Source organism: Pseudomonas baetica, assembly GCF_051216495.1.
Taxonomy (GTDB): Bacteria; Pseudomonadota; Gammaproteobacteria; order Pseudomonadales; family Pseudomonadaceae; genus Aquipseudomonas; species Aquipseudomonas baetica_B.
Genome location: NZ_JBPKAM010000002.1, coordinates 24,635 through 40,406, shown reverse-complemented (window position 1 = coordinate 40,406; position 15,772 = coordinate 24,635). Strand labels below are relative to the sequence as shown.

Sequence of the window (15,772 nt, the reverse complement as noted above, 5' to 3'; positions counted from 1 at the left end):
GTGCTTGGTAATTCCAAATAACGCTTGTTAGGCCGATTGCTGAAGCTCATTTAGATATTCGGATATCGTGTTCAGCAACTCATTAACTGATGATGAGGAAAATCCCGCTTTTATTTCCGCTTGGGCCATTTTGACTGTTTGTAGTAACGATGAAAGGTGCTCGCTGCGGATTGCCGCCTCCACAACTTCTTTTCTGTTAGATATATCTGAGAAAGCAAGATGTATGTAGTTGTCTAAAGAATTAATGTTTGTGTGACCTGTCCACTGTTGCACCTCACGCTTGAAGGACTCAGTGTTGATTAGTAAGTTCCTGAATTCATCAGGATTGTTAAAGTCATGCTGAATAATCAATTTTATGAAATATTGAGTAATGAAGCGATGTCTGTACATGTGTGGAGATAAGCGCTCATTGATGCCCGCTAGTCCCGCCAACTCTGAGATCTCTTGTGTGATCGTATTTGGCATAAGGCCCTTTCCAGTACGTGCACTGATAAACAGCAAGCCAACGTCCTCAACTCCCAGAGATTTAATTTTTGGGAGTCGGTTAAATTCAATATAAGAAACGATGAATTTCAAATCCGGAATTGAGATGGGCAAGTATCGATGATGGATTGAGTTTCCGCGCTTTTTCGCCGTCATCAGTTTTAAGCCGATGGTTGGATCATGAAGTGCTGCATATACATCATGCGTCGTTATCGAAACCAGTTCAGAACGTCGGCAACCAGTATGGGCAAGTAGTTTAAGCATTACGAATCTACGCTTTCTGAGAAATAGGTCCTCAGTACCAGCGGCTGCGGCGATAATGGCATTAGAATGAGCTTCAGTAATCGGGAATCTTTTTTTGTCAGGAGATGGCTCAGGAAATGAACGGTGATGCCAATAGTATTTGGTGATGCGCTTTCTTCCCTTCCCAATATCTATTTCAGCTTTTCTTTTTTCAGCTTTGATCACTCCATCTTTACCTACAAACTCATCTCTACCGGTGATTTTTCCGATATAGGCCAGTAAATCGATACAATTTTTCCCTATCGTAAGTATTGAAGTTGTCGACCGAAGTGTGTGTGACGTAGACAATGATTTCTTGTCGCTAAGCAACGTCTGCATGAATAGTATAAAGAGGCTATCGGTCATTTGCGCAACATCTATAGCGTTATCCGAACAAAAACGTAGTAAATGGCTTATGTTACCTGCATAGGTTTTTAATGTTCCGCCTTTGTTATTGCGCGACAACCCTTTTCTATAAAGAGAATGCATGTAGCAATTAGAATAGTGACACCATGTGCCGTTAGGATAACGAAGCATCGGGATGTACGAAGCTGAGTTGAAAATATATGTTTGATCGGCAAGTAGCGCTAAAGGCAACTGAAAGTGCTCTGATGTCAAACGATAAAGTTTAGTCATTGGCAGTGGCCCTGGGGTGTTTCAATAGCGCGTAAATTTCCGATTGTTGTTTTTCGCAGAGTTGAATATTTACTATATTATTTGTCTTCCTGGCGTACCCTCTCGCCTGTTCCATGCTTGATTCTAATGCGATGGTGTAGCAAAGAATTTCTTCGTTGAGAAACTGTATTTCTCTCTTAAGGGCAATGACGTCATCTTTTAACGTTCTAGGTTTGTTTTGGGCGGAAATCAGAGCCTTTACTGGGGGAAATGCTTTTAGTGCCAAAATTCTTGCATGGTCCATAGCCTCAAAGCCTCCTGCAAGGAAGCAATCCGCACGGGTCTTCAACGTATTTAAAGAGCAAGGATAGATACTTTTATCCGGAGCTGAGTATCGAGATAATGAGCCTTGTGATTTTAAGAAAACTCCTATCGATGATTCCCGGTATTTGTGCGGATGAGAGGCAATATCGAGAAGCAAATTGTAAAGGTTGATTGTCGAGTGGAGTTTTTTGCTCATATTGATTTTATCAGCTTCGTTACAAGTCTATAGGTAGTTACGTCGTCTACTTTAATAAAATGCGGCTCGACAGTCAGCGAGTGGTTTTCGATGAGCGTTTCCAAGTAGGTTTCAACTTCTTGAGAATCCAGTATGGTAAATTCAGATGTTCCAAAATGTGAAAATAGAGCTGCCGCGAGTTCATTAGATACCTCTTTGTCGCCAGCCGCCAAGGAGTCTGCTAGGTAAGCAGCTTTTACACCGCGAAGTACTTCTCCAGGAGTCGCTTCAGTAATGTAATGATAGAGGTGTTCAAGATCCGCATGGCCCAAGAACCATCGTAATGTGTCAAGACCACCAAACGAATTGCCCCAAAAAAATATCATCGAAAAGCCGCGCCTAAGTTGGTGCTGGCGGAAATAAAATCTTGATCCTTCGCTGTTTCGCGGTGCCTCAATGTAGTCGCAGAAAAAATCAATACTTCTATTGTAGGCGGGCGAATGTAAGCTCTTTTTTAGTCCTTTTGCATATCTGTCAGGCGGCGCGAACAAATATGTATGTTCAGTAATAAGTTTATTTTTGAGCAGCAGACTTTGGAAGTTTTCCAATGTTTCAATAATATGAACCCCGATACTTGGAATGGGTCTCTTTAAAACTTGTTTATTGGATAAAAATCCGGACTTTGCGTTAAAAAAAACTAAATTGCGCTTTGATTCATCAAGGCACTCAAACGGCATCAGGCTTGTAAGTTCCGATTGGCGTCGCGCCATCAGTAATCCGATGATTAATTGCGCTGCGCCATAATATACTCGTAACAGTTCCCACAGCCCCTCGTTATTGCGAAGTCTCTTAAAATATTCCTGAACTTTGTTTTCTCTAAGTTCTTTAGAGAGTTTTTTGCCAGCCAGCATCTTGGAGCTGAGACTCCAGCACTGTACTCCTAATTCAGCTAAACGAGGTGCGATAGCTTTGCGAACCCACCAATCCGAATTCGGATCATTTACGCTCTCACCATACTTTGCTTGAGCAGCAATAACAGCAGAAGCAGATTGGAAAATGTCATCCCCGTACTCGTAAATAAAATCGATAGCCTTCTGCAGAGCGGGTAATAGGATGCTCGGCCTCAATGTCTTAAACCGCATGGTTTGCGCTAAATTTAGGTGCGCTTTCAAAGAACTCAAACTGAGCGTAGTAAAAGCATGACTGGGAATTTCAATTCCTAATTCTGGAAGTTTGTTTATCGCCATAAAAGTTGCATAATATTTGGTAAACTGTCGATCTGACATCGAGTCTTCATTTGCCGCGCGAACGCTAACTACATTGTACTCAGTTGTCATCCCTGGATAAGGGGCCAGATTTAGCTCAGGTAAAGCACTTTTTATAGCGCCCCCCACAAGGGTATTTTTATAGATGTGTGATGCCAGTCGAGTGATGCTTACCGATAACCTGTACCCTGAGCTAAGAATGGGGCTGTAATAATCGTTCTCGTGTAGCCATATTTTGACTTTAAGAGTTTCGCTTGGCGTAAGGCCATACGCTGTTTCATTTTGAATCATTAAAAAATAGAGATCGGGATTTTTTTCAGCGAAACGTAAGACAATCTGATCGCTACACTCACTGGATCTTCTTAGGAAATCGACCACGGTTTGCCGCCAGTTATAGACCCCTTCGGCAATTTTCTCCGAACTCGACAACTGATAAAAAAACGATGCGACATCGTTTTCTGTTAGAAGATTCAATCCATGGCTGGCGAGCTTAAGGCGCGAACTGTTTAGCAAAAGGTAGTCAATGATGTTTATCGCTCTTCGCGTGTTAGCGTACGCGGTGATACTGCCTGGTTTTACCCCTTGATTTAAATTTTGGGTATTCTGAACGGTTATCCAGTTTTTGAACAATTGCAGTAATTTTTTGTTTTTGGGGTCGGAAAGTTTAGACCCGTCCTCGAGCTCTAAGTTGAAATTTATACAAAATCTATGCCCGCGCGCGAAATCAAAGCACCATATATTTGAATCAAAGTCCGAGGTCAACCATTCGCTTTCAAACCGAGTTTTCTGGGAGGGGAACATTTCCTCCAGAAAGGCCAACGCGTGAATGTTTTCTTTCGCGCTCATTTAAATGGTTATCCCTAGTTTATTTTTAGCGTTAGAGAGTGCAAACTGAATGTCTGGTCGATCACTGAGGCATGAGTCAACGTGAGTGATTATTTTAGAGCTGAGATCTCTCCAAAGACTTGATTGTAAATGACTGCTGGATTTGTACCTTGAATCATTAAGCTTTAATAGTTCTTCAAAAATTTGTTCATTCAGTGATACCAATATAGAGCTGTCGGGCCGCGCCTCGCTAAAGCGAGTGTTTGATTCCTCAGGGGGTAGTTTTATCGAGTGGTTTAATAAAAACTCCTCAACCTGTTCTAAGCTGTCAAAACCTGAAGCCTTCAGTTTGTAAGGGCTCCCATCCATCGCTTCGATAATTATTCCTGCTTGAAAAATTCTAATCCATCGATCCTGAAAGAAATCCCAAATGGGTGCTGGGAGATAGCGTGCTAACAACGATGGATCAAATGATTTATGGCCAAGAGCTTCGGACATTTTTTTTGCGCTTTTTGATTCTAAATAGATCATTACTCCAGCGGTCGCGCGAACTGTGGAGAGATTAGCGCGTTGTGCGAGGTACGTAGCGTCAGCATGATTTAGGTTTGTGTATTTCTTTAAGCCGGATACGAGTCTTTCTATGGGGATGGGCGAAGTGGTAACCGAAGCTAACTTTGGTCGCTGAAATTTGCCGAAGCTTCTAACTGCAGATAATAATAAATATCTGTAATTATCGTCTCCAATAGATTGTAGGTATCGTCTTCCGTAGTCGGTGACATCGATTATTTGTTGAACAAGATATGCACCGTACTCGCAAAGGCTAATCACCTGCTCAGCTTCACGGTGCCCTCTACGGAGTTTATACCCAACTAACTGATACCCGTTGTCGGTTCGGATGAAACCAATTTTTTTTCCATGCTCATCATATATCTCCAAGTTTTCCAAGAAGCCAACGGTAATTTTTGGATACAAACTTACGAGTAGTAGGCAATGTGGGTACAATGAGCCTGTTGTTGCTAATCCTAGCTCATATGCTGTTTCTGCAAATGGCGAAGCAAAAATTTGGACAGCTCGCTCCATTATATATGAATAGGAGTGATCTTCGATATTTCGTGCTGCATTAGCAAAGCATGCTGGATTATTGCGATCTCTCATCCATTGAATTTGGCCGCCCTCTTTTTCTCCAAGTCCACCGATCCGGCGGAGTTTTCCATTAGGTGATTCTCGTAACCGACGATTTAGTCTGGCCTCTAGATCTGCCACCTCAGCTTTAGCCCAGGTTGTTAAGTCATTCATTGATGATGTTAGATTATCAAAAATATTGTAGATGGCCGCTTGGTCTGTCACCTCTAGTGGAATATCGTGCAATAATTTTGAATGAACCAGCGTTCCGTCATTTCCTGTGCTGATTCTGGAGGCCGCATTGTTATACAGTCTCTTTGGTAAAACGGGTAATCCAGCATATCCCCCACTTAGTACTGATGCCGGAATGAGTTGGTTGCGTACGAAAGCTGAGAATTGCACGTTCCAGGCCGATGCGATGGTGCTTAATTTCTGGCCTTGTCCGCTATCATATGCTGTTGTAACGTAATACTTTACAAAACGATCCCAGAATTCATTCATGAATACGTCTGAAGTTAAGTGTGTAGGTGTGATATCTGATGGTTGAGCCTCTATAAAATCTCCTAGATACGATAGCAATGGCATTGCTCGATAACGCCTTCCTGAAAGGAAGATATGAGTTTCAGAATAGAGTTTCCTTGTAAATTCTGCACCAAGCTTTCGGTAAAATGCCCATAAGGGAAGAAAATGCGTCCCTCCAGAAACGTTCTGCAACGGCCACCCTCGCCAATATTCTATTTTTTTCGGGCATTGCTCTAAGCCATTCAACACATTTAGGTATTTGTCTATTGCTTCGATGGTCAGAGGAAATGAGTAATCTTTTTTGGTGGGGTATATTGCTGATAGGAAAGGAATTACTGATATAAAAAACTTCGCTCGTTGGGATCGAAGTGACGGAGCCGTTTCAACATGTTGTTCTGAATATAAAAAACCCAGAAAGCCTTCCGCCATTTTTCGGAATTTCGATTGCGATCGCGGAGTTACCAACTGACGGGTTATCTGGAGGTAGCACTCAAAGCTCTTCAGCGTAATCTGCACCACCGATGAACATAGCCGACCACGGCTCGACATTGCGTCGCTAAATATTGCCCTTTGGTGTTCATCCAGCTGCTCAAACGGGTAATGATCATAGTGGACTCCATTTGAGAAGATTGGTAACGATTCTACGGACGGAAATGCCATGGTAAACCCTTGATCTGACGGTCTAAATTCGATTTTTGACAGCCAAACCTAAAAAGTCAAAATATCAGTTCGTCGAGAAATAGAACGCCGTGATGGGCGAGGGTTATTTCACCGGGTTGCGGTTTTGAACTGCCGCCGACCAGCGCCGGGCCGGACGCGGAATGATGGGGCTGGCGAAATGGCCGTTGCGGCCAATGTGTCAGCGGCGCTCCGCTGGCGACCGACTGAATGGCTGCCACTTCCAGGGCCTCACTCTCCGTCAGAGGGGGCAGCAATCCCGGCAGTCGACTGGCCAACAACGTTTTACCTGTTCCCGGCGGCCCACTCAAAAGCAGGTTATGCGCCCCCGCCGCTGCAATCAGCAGCGCGCGTTTAGCCGCGATTTGGCCTTGTACCTCATTGAGATCGGGATAGGGTTTGGCGGCGTGGATCAAACCATCCGAGACATACGGCTCGATCGGTGTATGCCCGTTGAAATGCGCCACCGCCTGTAGCAGATGATCCACCGCGATGACCTTCAGCCCTGACGCCAGGCAAGCCTCCTCGACATTCGCTCGCGGCACCACCAGTGTGCGCCCGGCCTTGCGCGCTGCCAACGCAGCCGGCAGTACCCCTCGAACCGCCCGTACTTCCCCGGACAAGGCCAACTCGCCAAGGCATTCCACATCATCGAGGGTCAACGTCGGCACCTGCACGCTCGCCGAGAGAATCCCCAGCGCAATCGCCAGATCGAACCGCCCGCCATCCTTGGGTAAATCGGCTGGTGCCAGATTCAACGTGATCCGCCGCGCCGGAAATTGCAGCCCCGAATTGATAATCGCACTGCGCACCCGGTCCTTGCTCTCCTTCACCGCCGCCTCGGGCAGGCCAACCATGGTCAGCGACGGCAAACCATTGGCCAGGTGGACTTCGACGGTAACAGCGGGTGCATCCACGCCAATCTGGGCGCGGCTGTGGACGATGGAGAGGGACATGGTCGTTCCTTGAGCTTCTATTGAGGCCGCTTCCTGCGGTTTTTGAAGGGTAGTTGGGGGAGGGAATTTCGGTGGAGTGGCTGAGGGGGCAAACTTTCACTGGATGTTGCGAATGGTTCGCCCTGAACTGCGGGCGAAAAAAAACCGCCTTGAGGAGACGGTTTTTTGATTGCAGGCTTTAGTGAGACCAAGGCCTGCGTATCCTCGGGGGATACACTCGCGTGGATTGATGCTAAGCATGTTTGATCGTAGATGCAAGTATCGCCAGCGGTTGTTGATGTCTTGCGTTGCCATATTGAGCGGCAACTTGATGTATCGGTCAGCGTACCAACCATGGCCGATCAAGTACTAATGGTTTGATACAACTTGTTAGCTCATTCAGATCATTTCTTCGCGATTGACCGAGAAGGGCTGCGATATCATCCGCCCCGACGATGCCCACTCATCGGGTGGTCCGCAAAGGGTGGCCGGGACCGTAAAGACTTCATGTTCCTCGACACGGTGTGAGAACCGTGCCGGTGTAGTTTTTGGGGAACCCACAACCGGCCGCCTTGGTGGATACACTCGCGTGTAATCCCAAAGGTGTGCGTATGCCGGAAAGTTCATCGGAGGTTTGGCCCCACGCAAGGAGGGCCAAAATATGTCTAAGTTTCTTAAACATATGTGGCGCCTCGTTAGAAACGCGTTATGGGTTTTTCGCCTGTACGAGCTTCTGCGAGACCATTGGGATGATTCGTTGTAAGGATTGAACCGATGGAAACCGCTCCTGCCCTGGCAGGGGCGGTTTATTGCATCTTTTCGAAGAGCGAGGATATTTCTGACTCGCAAACTCAAAGCGACTGTAAGGCGCGCGAAGCCCGCTTCCATCACGATCCGGCCACCAGGCGTCTTGCTTGATCTCGCTCCGTCATCATCTGCGGCACGTCCTGCAACCGTATCCACGGCTGATTATTCCAGTGCAACAAACTCAACGACATTTGCGGCCAATTGAGCAGGCTCAGTTGTGGGCGTTCGGTATTGGCGGGGTGATGGGCGTCTCGCAGGGCGGGGACGACTTCGTGGGTGAGCCATTCGCGCAGGGCTCGGTATTCGGGGCAGTAGTGGTAGACGAGGAGGGCGTAAACGCCGGACTCACTGATCAGCAGGGTGTTTTCGATTTGGCCGTAGATAAGGGTTTTGGCGGTTTGGTGTTGGTCGGGATCGAGTTTTCGGAGTTGGCGGTCGTTGAGGTGGATGCGTAATAGGCGGCCCAGGTCGCGGGCGCTGAACCAGGGTTGGTTTTGCAGGAGCAGGGCGTGGAGGTGGAGCTTGTGGCGGGTGAAGACTTGGGGCGTTGGATAGTTTTCTTCCATGGTTCAGTTCTCGGGATCAAATGAAGAAAACTGCCTCTGATCGTCGCCAAACGAAAAGGGTGGCAGCTGTGCGCGGGTTGGCGAACCGGTGCATCCCGAAACCGGCAGACGCGAAGGTCTCCCACGCACGGCCGCCATAACTCGAGATGGGAATAACTCCCTCGTTCGAATGTGGTCGCGGTGCGTCGGGATTTTCCAGGTCGCCAAACCCAGAGCTGAATATTCAGCTGCGGATGAGCTTAGAGATCGGATACTCGACGACGCAATCGGACGACGGTGTGATTTTTGTAGGACGTTGCCGGGATTTTTGCGGGCTGTGAGTTAGAAAGATCGCAGCCTGCGGCAGCTCCTACAGGTGAATCTGAAGGTCGTGCCGACCTTCAATCGCGAGCAGGCTCGCTCCCACAGTAGATGGGGTTTCTACAGTGGGTTTTGTACGTTATTCGGCCGGTGGGTTCAGCTTCGCTTCCATCTCGGCCACTTTCGCTTCGAGGCTTTCGAGGCGGGCGCGGGTGCGGGCCAGGACGACCATCTGGCTGTCGAATTCTTCACGGCTCACCAGGTCCAGTTTGCTGAAGGCGCTTTGCAGCAGCATCTTGAACTGGCTTTCGATTTCGGCTTTCGGCAGTGGCGTGTCGCCGCTGAAGAGGCGGGAGGCGGTGCCGGTCAGGGCGTCGAGGAAGTCTTTTGGCGCGAGCATGGGGAATGTCCTGATAGCAATGACGGGCAGTGTATCACGCAGTGTCTATAGTCAAATCCGCGGGCAAGGGATGCACGCTTTTCGCGCATGCGGATGGACGGCATCGCACCGTTGTTGTGCGTAACGTGTCGGGTGTTGTGGCGAAGTGGCGGCCATCAACTGACAAAGGCTTGAAAACTATGAATTTTGTAGAGATGGCAAGCTTTCTGCTTAGACCCTCATGACCCATGCACTGATGCAGTCGCCGTGACGAATGCAGTGCGCCAGGCGAAACGCGGGGAGCGTTTGGCAAGGAGCGGTTAGCTGGCGTCGAACGGGCAGGTAAGGCCGACGATGCGTTACAAAGCCAGGCACTGCGCTTAGACTTGAGACGGGTTTGTTTTCCTGGGGCAAGTCCACCAATTCGGGAGAGAGTTTTCATGAAGCTAGTCACTGCCATCATCAAGCCGTTCAAGTTGGACGACGTACGCGAGTCGCTGTCCGAGATCGGCGTGCAGGGCATTACCGTTACCGAAGTCAAAGGCTTCGGTCGGCAGAAGGGTCACACCGAGCTGTATCGCGGCGCGGAGTACGTGGTCGATTTCCTGCCCAAGGTGAAGATTGATGTCGCCATTGACGACAAGGATCTGGACCGGGTTATCGAGGCGATAACCAAGGCCGCCAACACCGGCAAGATCGGTGACGGCAAGATCTTCGTGGTCAATCTGGAACAGGCGATTCGCATCCGTACCGGCGAAACCGATACCGACGCCATCTAAGCCGCCACAAACCCAACGCCCCAGGAGAAAACAATATGACTCTGCGTAAAATCGCAGGGCTAGGAGCCCTGTTGTCCCTCGTAATGCCCGGCCTGGCTTTGGCGGCAGACGAAGTGGCGGCCCCAGTCCTCAACTCCGGTGATACCGCCTGGATGTTGACCTCGACAGCCCTCGTGCTGTTCATGACCATTCCCGGCCTCGCGCTGTTCTACGGCGGCATGGTTCGGTCGAAAAACATTCTTTCCGTGATGATGCAGTGTTTCGCCATTACCGGTCTGATCAGCGTCCTGTGGGTCATTTATGGCTACAGCATCGCGTTCGACACTACTGGCATGGAGCAGGGCGTCGTCAACTTCAACTCCTTCTTCGGCGGCATGGGCAAGGCTTTCCTGGCCGGTGTCACGCCAGCAAGCCTGACAGGTCCGGCGGCGCTGTTCCCTGAAGCGGTGTTCATCACCTTCCAGATGACCTTTGCCATCATTACCCCGGCGCTGATCGTCGGTGCCTTCGCCGAGCGTATGAAGTTCTCTGCGATGCTTGTGTTCATGGGGATCTGGTTCACCCTGGTTTATGCACCGATTGCGCACATGGTCTGGTCCGGCAACGGCGGCCTGATGTGGGACTGGGGCGTACTCGACTTCGCTGGCGGCACCGTGGTGCACATCAACGCCGGTGTGGCCGGTCTGATTGCCTGCCTGGTGCTGGGCAAGCGCAAAGGCTTCCCGACCACCCCGATGGCACCGCATAACCTCGGCTACACCCTGATGGGCGCCGCGATGCTGTGGATCGGTTGGTTCGGTTTCAACGCAGGTTCCGCCGCTGCGGCCAACGGCACCGCCGGCATGGCGATGCTGGTGACCCAGATCGCGACTGCCGCTGCTGCACTGGGCTGGATGTTCGCCGAGTGGATCACCCACGGCAAACCCAGCGCACTGGGTATTGCTTCGGGTGTGGTTGCCGGACTGGTTGCCATTACTCCGGCTGCCGGTACCGTGGGCCCGATGGGTGCACTGGTGATCGGTCTGTCGGCCGGTGTGGTGTGCTTCTTCTGTGCCACGACCCTGAAACGCAAAATGGGTTATGACGACTCCCTGGACGCCTTCGGCGTACACGGTATCGGCGGTATTCTCGGTGCGATCCTGACCGGTGTATTCGCTGCACCGTCCCTGGGTGGTTTCGGCACCGTGACCGATATCGCCGCACAAGTGTGGATTCAGTGCAAAGGCGTCGGCTTCACGGTGATCTACACCGCGATCGTCACCTTCATCATCCTCAAGGTGCTGGATGCGGTCATGGGGCTGCGGATCACCGAGGAAGAAGAATCGGTCGGTATCGATCTGGCACTTCACAACGAGCGCGGCTACAACTTGTAAGCATGCGCATGAAAAAACTTGCCCGGCTTGCCGGGCATTTTTTTGTCCACGATTTATTATTGAAAGTGCAGCTGAAAGGTTTTTTTCTTACAGCTTTGTGAACGTTTATGCCGCGTGTTTTTGTGCCGCCGAAGGCTTACAGGATGGAAGGATTATTAGGGCCTTTGCTTTTTCCCAGAGCGCGCTAGAATGCGCCCCGAACGTGCGGAGAACTGTATGTGGCAACAGACTCTGATAACCCTGAGGGCGAGGCCCCGGGGCTTTCATCTGGTAACGGACGAGTTACTCGCCGGCTTGCCTGAACTCAAGGCGTGTCGGGTCGGTCTGTTGCATTTGTGGCTACAGCATACCTCGGCGTCGTTGAGCATCAACGAGAACGCCGATCCGGCGGTACGTCGCGACTTCGAACGATTTTTCAATCGTCTGATCCCACAAGGAACAGACGGCTATGAGCATAACGACGAAGGCCTGGACGACCTCCCGGCGCACTTCAAGGCCAGCGTGCTTGGCTGTCAGCTCAGTTTGCCGATCTCGGCAGGCCGACTGGCGTTAGGGACCTGGCAAGGCGTTTACCTGGGCGAGCACCGTGATCATGGCGGTGCTCGTAAAGTCCTCGCCACCGTGCACGGTGAAGGGGCATAACCGCTGGTCACCAGCGGTTGTTGATTTTTTCCGGCAGCCTTCGACAGAGGGCAAAGCTGGGCTATAACTAATCTGCTTTTCGCAAGTCATGAGGTAGAACATGAGCGACGATGATCTGGACAACGACGACCTCGAAGTAGGCGACGAAGACGATACCGAAGAAGGTCTGGAAGCAGCGGCGGAAGACGTCGCTGAAGACGACGGCGGCGATGCGCCCGTTCCGACCGCCAAAGGCAAGGCCAAGGCCGCAGTATCGGTCGATGAGCTGCCGAGTGTCGAAGCCAAGAACAAGGAACGGGATGCCTTGGCCAAGGCCATGGAAGAGTTCCTGGCCCGTGGTGGCAAGGTGCAGGAAGTGGAGGCCAATGTGGTCGCCGATCCGCCCAAGAAGCCTGACAACAAGTACGGCAGCCGGCCTATCTGAGGCCTGCTTCCGCTTGCTGAAAAAGCCCGCCGTCGCTGCGGGCTTTTTCATGCCTGAAACAAAATACCGGGATATGTGGCGCTCCCACAGGTTTTTTGGGTCAGGCCGACATTGAATTCCACAGCGCCAACAATGCCGGCAACTCGGTCAGGCTGCGAATCTCGGCATCCGGCAGGCGTTCGGCTTCCCAGGCTTTGCCCGAGGGGTTGAACCAGATCGCGCGCAGCCCCGCCTGTTGGGCGCCGGCAATGTCGTCCCCTGGGTGATCACCGATATGCACCGCCGTTTCCGCGGTTGCACCGCCGCGCTGCAAGGCTTCGTGGAACAACCGCGCATCGGGTTTGGCGATGCCGATGTCTTCGGCGCACAACGCGAACTTGAAGTAATCCGCCAGTCCCAGCCGCCGCACGTCGGCGTTGCCATTGGTGACCACGCCGAGGGCGTAGTGGTTGGACAGCACGCCCAGGGTCGGTTGCACCTCGGGGAAGATTTCCAGCTGATGCCGGGCATGCAGGAACACTTCGAAGCTCTGGTCGGCCAGGTCCGACGCTTCTGCGTGGGTATAACCGGCTTCTTCCAATGCGTGGAATAACACGCGTCGGCGCAGGGCGCTGATGCGGTACTTGAGGCCTGGTTCGTTGCTCAGGATGCGTTCGCGAATGGTCCACAGGTGCTCCACCGGCACGGCTCCCAGGTTGGGTGCATGTTCGGTCAGCCATTCACGCAGTACGGCTTCGGCACTGACGATCACCGGGGCGGTATCCCATAGCGTGTCATCGAGGTCGAAGGTGATCAGTTGGATCGTCATGAATCATCGCCTTTAATGCGTTTGGCCCGTGGGTGGGCGCTGTCGTAGACCGTGGCCAGGTGCTGGAAGTCCAGGTGGGTGTAGATCTGCGTGGTCTTGATGTCCGAGTGGCCGAGCAGCTCCTGCACGGCCCGCAGGTCCTGGGAGGACTCCAGCACATGGCTGGCGAAGGAGTGCCGCAGCATGTGCGGGTGCAGGTTTTGCCCCAGTTCGCGTTCACCCGCCGCTTTCACGCGTAGCTGGATCGCCCGTGGACCAAGACGCCGACCTTGCTGGCTGACAAACACTGCATCGTCCGCCGGGTTGGCCAGGGCCCGCAAGGGCAGCCACAGCTCCAGGGCTTCGCGAGCCTTCTTGCCCACCGGCAGCAGGCGGGTCTTGCTGCCCTTGCCGAGCACCTGGACCATGCCATCAGCCAAATCTAGCTGATCTAGGTTCAGCCCAGTTAGCTCCGACAGTCGTAACCCGGAGGAATAGAACAGTTCGAGAATCGCTTGGTCGCGGCGAGCGAGAAAATCGTCTTCGACCCCGCCTTCAAGCAGTTGCAGTGCGCGGTCGGTGTCGAGGGTTTTCGGCAGGCGGCGTTCGCCCTTGGGCGGCGACAGGCCGTTGGCCGGATCGTGGTCGCAGAGGCCTTCGCGATTCAGATAATGATAGAGGCCGCGTACCGCCGACAGTAGTCGCGCCAGACTGCGGGAGGATTGGCCTTGTGCGTGGAGGCGGGCGATCAGGCTGCGCAGGCGCTGGATATCCAGCGCCGCCCAGCTACCGATGTTCTGTTTGACGCACCAGTCCAGCACCTTGTCGAGGTCGCGGCGGTAGGCTGACAGCGTGTGCGGCGACACCTGCCGCTCACTGCGCAGGTGTTCGCAGTAAGCGTCCAGTTGCCGTTCCATGATCAGCGTACCGAGCGCAGGGAGCTGTTGATCCGTGGCAACACGCGGCCCATGACTTCGGCGATATAGCTCAGGAACAGCGTGCCCACCGAGCTTTTGTAGTGTTGCGGATCACGGCTGGCAATGGCCAGGATGCCGTGGATGCCCTGGTGACTGATGGCAACGACGGCGGTGGAGCCGATCTGCTTGCGCTGTTCTTCGCCGAACAGGAAGTCCAGCTCATGCTCGCGCAGGCTGCCGCTGACGCTCTTGTCTTCCTGCAACAGGCCGCCAATCGCCACTTGTGCCTCGGCATGGGTGACCCAGCGACCAACCGGCATCGGGTTGTCGCCGAGCAGAATGAGGCTGACGAAGGGCACCTGGAAGTCCTGGCGCAGGCTGTCTTCGACGCACATCACCACATCTTCCAGGGTGTTGGCGTCCATGAGTGCAAGGATCAGGCGGCGGGTCTTATCGAAGAGGCGGTCATTGTCGCGGGCCACGTCCATCAAGTGCGAAAGACGGTGCCGCAACTCGATATTGCGGTCGCGCAGAATAGTGATCTGCCGTTCGACCAGGGACACGGTGTCGCCGCGCCGGTGGGGAATGCGCAAGGCCGGCAACAGCTCTTCATGCTCAATGAAGAAATCCGGATGAGCCTCCAGGTACGCGGCAATCGCCGCCGCCTCCAGGCTTTCGGACGCTGATTCGTCGGGCTTGCGGGCGGGTACCTGTGGCTTATCGGTCATGGCTTTGGCTCACTCAAAGACGCACTTGTCCTTCGTATACGCGTACTGCCGGGCCGGTCATCATGACCGGTTGGCCAGGGCCCGCCCATTCAATGGACAGGCGCCCGCCAGGCAGGTCGATCAATAGCGGCGAATCCATCCACCCCTGGCTGATCGCGGCCACTGCAGCGGCGCAGGCGCCGGTACCGCAGGCCTGGGTTTCCCCGGCCCCACGCTCCCAGACACGCAACTGCGCGCGGTTGCGGTCGATGACCTGGAGGAAACCGACGTTGACCCGTGCCGGAAAGCGCGGGTGATGTTCGATTTTCGGCCCCAGTTCGTGCACCGGTGCATTGTTGATATCGCTGACCCGCAGCACGGCGTGGGGGTTGCCCATGGACACGGCGGCCAGATCGACCGCAGTGCCGTCGACGTCGACCTGATAACTCAGGGCCTGTTCCGGCGCCTGGAACGGAATATCGGCCGGCACCAGGCGCGGTGCGCCCATGTTCACGCCGATCTGCCCGTCGTTGCGCACATCCAGCTCGATGATGCCGCTTTTGGTTTCGACGCGGATCTGCTTTTTGGCGGTCAGGCGCTTGTCGAGCACGAAGCGGGCGAAACAACGCGCACCGTTGCCGCACTGTTCCACTTCCGAGCCGTCGGAGTTGAAGATCCGATAGCGGAAATCCACGTCCGGGTTGCTCGGTGCTTCGACGATCAGCAACTGGTCGAAACCGATGCCGGTGTGCCGATCGCCCCACAGCTTGGCGTGCTTGGGCAGAATGTGCGCGTGCTGGCTGACCAGGTCGAGGACCATGAAGTCATTGCCCAGGCCGTGCATCTTGGTAAAACGCAGCAGCAT

14 protein-coding genes and 1 pseudogene are annotated in these 15,772 nt (G+C 52.7%); 4 read left to right on the top strand and 11 right to left on the bottom strand.

Features of this window, described 5'->3' with window-relative positions:
- Positions 1–27 precede the first annotated feature (27 nt).
- The 7 genes and pseudogenes from ACSFE6_RS02030 to ACSFE6_RS02000 form a co-directional block, all read right to left on the bottom strand.
- The gene (locus ACSFE6_RS02030; protein WP_246500160.1) at positions 28–1,401 is read right to left on the bottom strand and encodes a tyrosine-type recombinase/integrase; all 1,374 of its coding nucleotides are present in this window, start codon (positions 1,399–1,401) and stop codon (positions 28–30) included.
- The gene (locus tag ACSFE6_RS02025) at positions 1,394–1,900 is read right to left on the bottom strand and encodes a hypothetical protein (RefSeq protein WP_193863579.1); all 507 of its coding nucleotides are present in this window, start codon (positions 1,898–1,900) and stop codon (positions 1,394–1,396) included. The genes ACSFE6_RS02030 and ACSFE6_RS02025 overlap by 8 nt, the downstream gene beginning before the upstream one ends.
- The gene (locus ACSFE6_RS02020) at positions 1,897–3,990 is read right to left on the bottom strand and encodes a hypothetical protein (RefSeq protein ID WP_193901596.1); all 2,094 of its coding nucleotides are present in this window, start codon (positions 3,988–3,990) and stop codon (positions 1,897–1,899) included. Before ACSFE6_RS02020 ends, ACSFE6_RS02025 begins: the two co-directional genes overlap by 4 nt.
- Positions 3,991–6,273, bottom strand: a complete 2,283-nt coding sequence (locus tag ACSFE6_RS02015) for a hypothetical protein (protein ID WP_193901594.1) — start codon at positions 6,271–6,273, stop codon at positions 3,991–3,993.
- 65 nt (positions 6,274–6,338) lie between these two features.
- Positions 6,339–7,247: pseudogene (locus ACSFE6_RS02010) on the bottom strand (YifB family Mg chelatase-like AAA ATPase); the annotation flags it as partial.
- 866 nt (positions 7,248–8,113) lie between these two features.
- Positions 8,114–8,599 carry a BRO-N domain-containing protein gene (locus ACSFE6_RS02005; protein WP_435426060.1) on the bottom strand — a complete coding sequence of 162 codons (486 nt, stop codon included), beginning with the start codon at positions 8,597–8,599 and terminating at the stop codon, positions 8,114–8,116.
- A gap of 439 nt (positions 8,600–9,038) precedes the next feature.
- Positions 9,039–9,299, bottom strand: coding sequence for an accessory factor UbiK family protein (locus ACSFE6_RS02000; protein ID WP_435426059.1), 261 nt, complete (start codon positions 9,297–9,299; stop codon positions 9,039–9,041).
- A gap of 419 nt (positions 9,300–9,718) precedes the next feature.
- Between ACSFE6_RS02000 and glnK the strand changes: the two genes are divergently transcribed.
- The 4 genes from glnK to sutA all read left to right on the top strand — a co-directional run bounded on the left by glnK (position 9,719) and on the right by sutA (position 12,496).
- Complete coding sequence (gene glnK, locus ACSFE6_RS01995; RefSeq protein WP_002555808.1) at positions 9,719–10,057, top strand: P-II family nitrogen regulator; 339 nt, start codon at positions 9,719–9,721, stop codon at positions 10,055–10,057.
- A 35-nt stretch (positions 10,058–10,092) separates the two neighbouring features.
- A complete protein-coding gene (locus ACSFE6_RS01990) occupies positions 10,093–11,430 on the top strand; it encodes an ammonium transporter (RefSeq protein WP_435426058.1) in 1,338 nt (445 codons plus the stop codon).
- 216 nt (positions 11,431–11,646) lie between these two features.
- Complete coding sequence (locus ACSFE6_RS01985) at positions 11,647–12,072, top strand: secondary thiamine-phosphate synthase enzyme YjbQ (protein ID WP_160104741.1); 426 nt, start codon at positions 11,647–11,649, stop codon at positions 12,070–12,072.
- A 100-nt stretch (positions 12,073–12,172) separates the two neighbouring features.
- Entirely contained in the window at positions 12,173–12,496 is a 324-nt protein-coding gene (sutA, locus tag ACSFE6_RS01980; RefSeq protein WP_435426057.1) for a transcriptional regulator SutA, read from the top strand.
- A gap of 100 nt (positions 12,497–12,596) precedes the next feature.
- Here the strand turns inward: sutA and ACSFE6_RS01975 are convergent, their stop codons facing one another.
- The 4 genes from ACSFE6_RS01975 to dapF are packed head-to-tail and all read right to left on the bottom strand — an operon-like array spanning position 12,597 to position 15,772.
- Positions 12,597–13,304 carry an HAD family hydrolase gene (locus tag ACSFE6_RS01975; protein WP_435426056.1) on the bottom strand — a complete coding sequence of 236 codons (708 nt, stop codon included), beginning with the start codon at positions 13,302–13,304 and terminating at the stop codon, positions 12,597–12,599.
- Positions 13,301–14,200 (bottom strand): tyrosine recombinase XerC, encoded by a 900-nt coding sequence (gene xerC / locus ACSFE6_RS01970; protein WP_435426055.1) that lies wholly within the window; start codon positions 14,198–14,200, stop codon positions 13,301–13,303. The genes ACSFE6_RS01975 and xerC overlap by 4 nt, the downstream gene beginning before the upstream one ends.
- A gap of 2 nt (positions 14,201–14,202) precedes the next feature.
- Positions 14,203–14,928 (bottom strand): DUF484 family protein, encoded by a 726-nt coding sequence (locus tag ACSFE6_RS01965; protein WP_435426054.1) that lies wholly within the window; start codon positions 14,926–14,928, stop codon positions 14,203–14,205.
- Positions 14,929–14,941: 13 nt separating this feature from the next.
- The gene (gene dapF / locus ACSFE6_RS01960) at positions 14,942–15,772 is read right to left on the bottom strand and encodes a diaminopimelate epimerase (protein ID WP_435426053.1); all 831 of its coding nucleotides are present in this window, start codon (positions 15,770–15,772) and stop codon (positions 14,942–14,944) included.

Bases quoted from the DNA above. Each gene is read 5' to 3' on its own strand.
- xerC (WP_435426055.1), bottom strand. From the start codon at position 14,200: ATGGAACGGCAACTGGACGCTTACTGCGAACACCTGCGCAGTGAGCGG.
- glnK (WP_002555808.1), top strand. From the start codon at position 9,719: ATGAAGCTAGTCACTGCCATCATCAAGCCGTTCAAGTTGGACGACGTA.
- ACSFE6_RS02000 (WP_435426059.1), bottom strand. From the start codon at position 9,299: ATGCTCGCGCCAAAAGACTTCCTCGACGCCCTGACCGGCACCGCCTCC.
- dapF (WP_435426053.1), bottom strand. From the start codon at position 15,772: ATGCTGCTGCGTTTTACCAAGATGCACGGCCTGGGCAATGACTTCATG.
- ACSFE6_RS02030 (WP_246500160.1), bottom strand. From the start codon at position 1,401: ATGACTAAACTTTATCGTTTGACATCAGAGCACTTTCAGTTGCCTTTA.
- ACSFE6_RS02020 (WP_193901596.1), bottom strand. From the start codon at position 3,990: ATGAGCGCGAAAGAAAACATTCACGCGTTGGCCTTTCTGGAGGAAATG.
- ACSFE6_RS02015 (WP_193901594.1), bottom strand. From the start codon at position 6,273: ATGGCATTTCCGTCCGTAGAATCGTTACCAATCTTCTCAAATGGAGTC.
- ACSFE6_RS01990 (WP_435426058.1), top strand. From the start codon at position 10,093: ATGACTCTGCGTAAAATCGCAGGGCTAGGAGCCCTGTTGTCCCTCGTA.
- ACSFE6_RS01975 (WP_435426056.1), bottom strand. From the start codon at position 13,304: ATGACGATCCAACTGATCACCTTCGACCTCGATGACACGCTATGGGAT.
- ACSFE6_RS01985 (WP_160104741.1), top strand. From the start codon at position 11,647: ATGTGGCAACAGACTCTGATAACCCTGAGGGCGAGGCCCCGGGGCTTT.
- ACSFE6_RS01965 (WP_435426054.1), bottom strand. From the start codon at position 14,928: ATGACCGATAAGCCACAGGTACCCGCCCGCAAGCCCGACGAATCAGCG.
- ACSFE6_RS02005 (WP_435426060.1), bottom strand. From the start codon at position 8,599: ATGGAAGAAAACTATCCAACGCCCCAAGTCTTCACCCGCCACAAGCTC.
- sutA (WP_435426057.1), top strand. From the start codon at position 12,173: ATGAGCGACGATGATCTGGACAACGACGACCTCGAAGTAGGCGACGAA.
- ACSFE6_RS02025 (WP_193863579.1), bottom strand. From the start codon at position 1,900: ATGAGCAAAAAACTCCACTCGACAATCAACCTTTACAATTTGCTTCTC.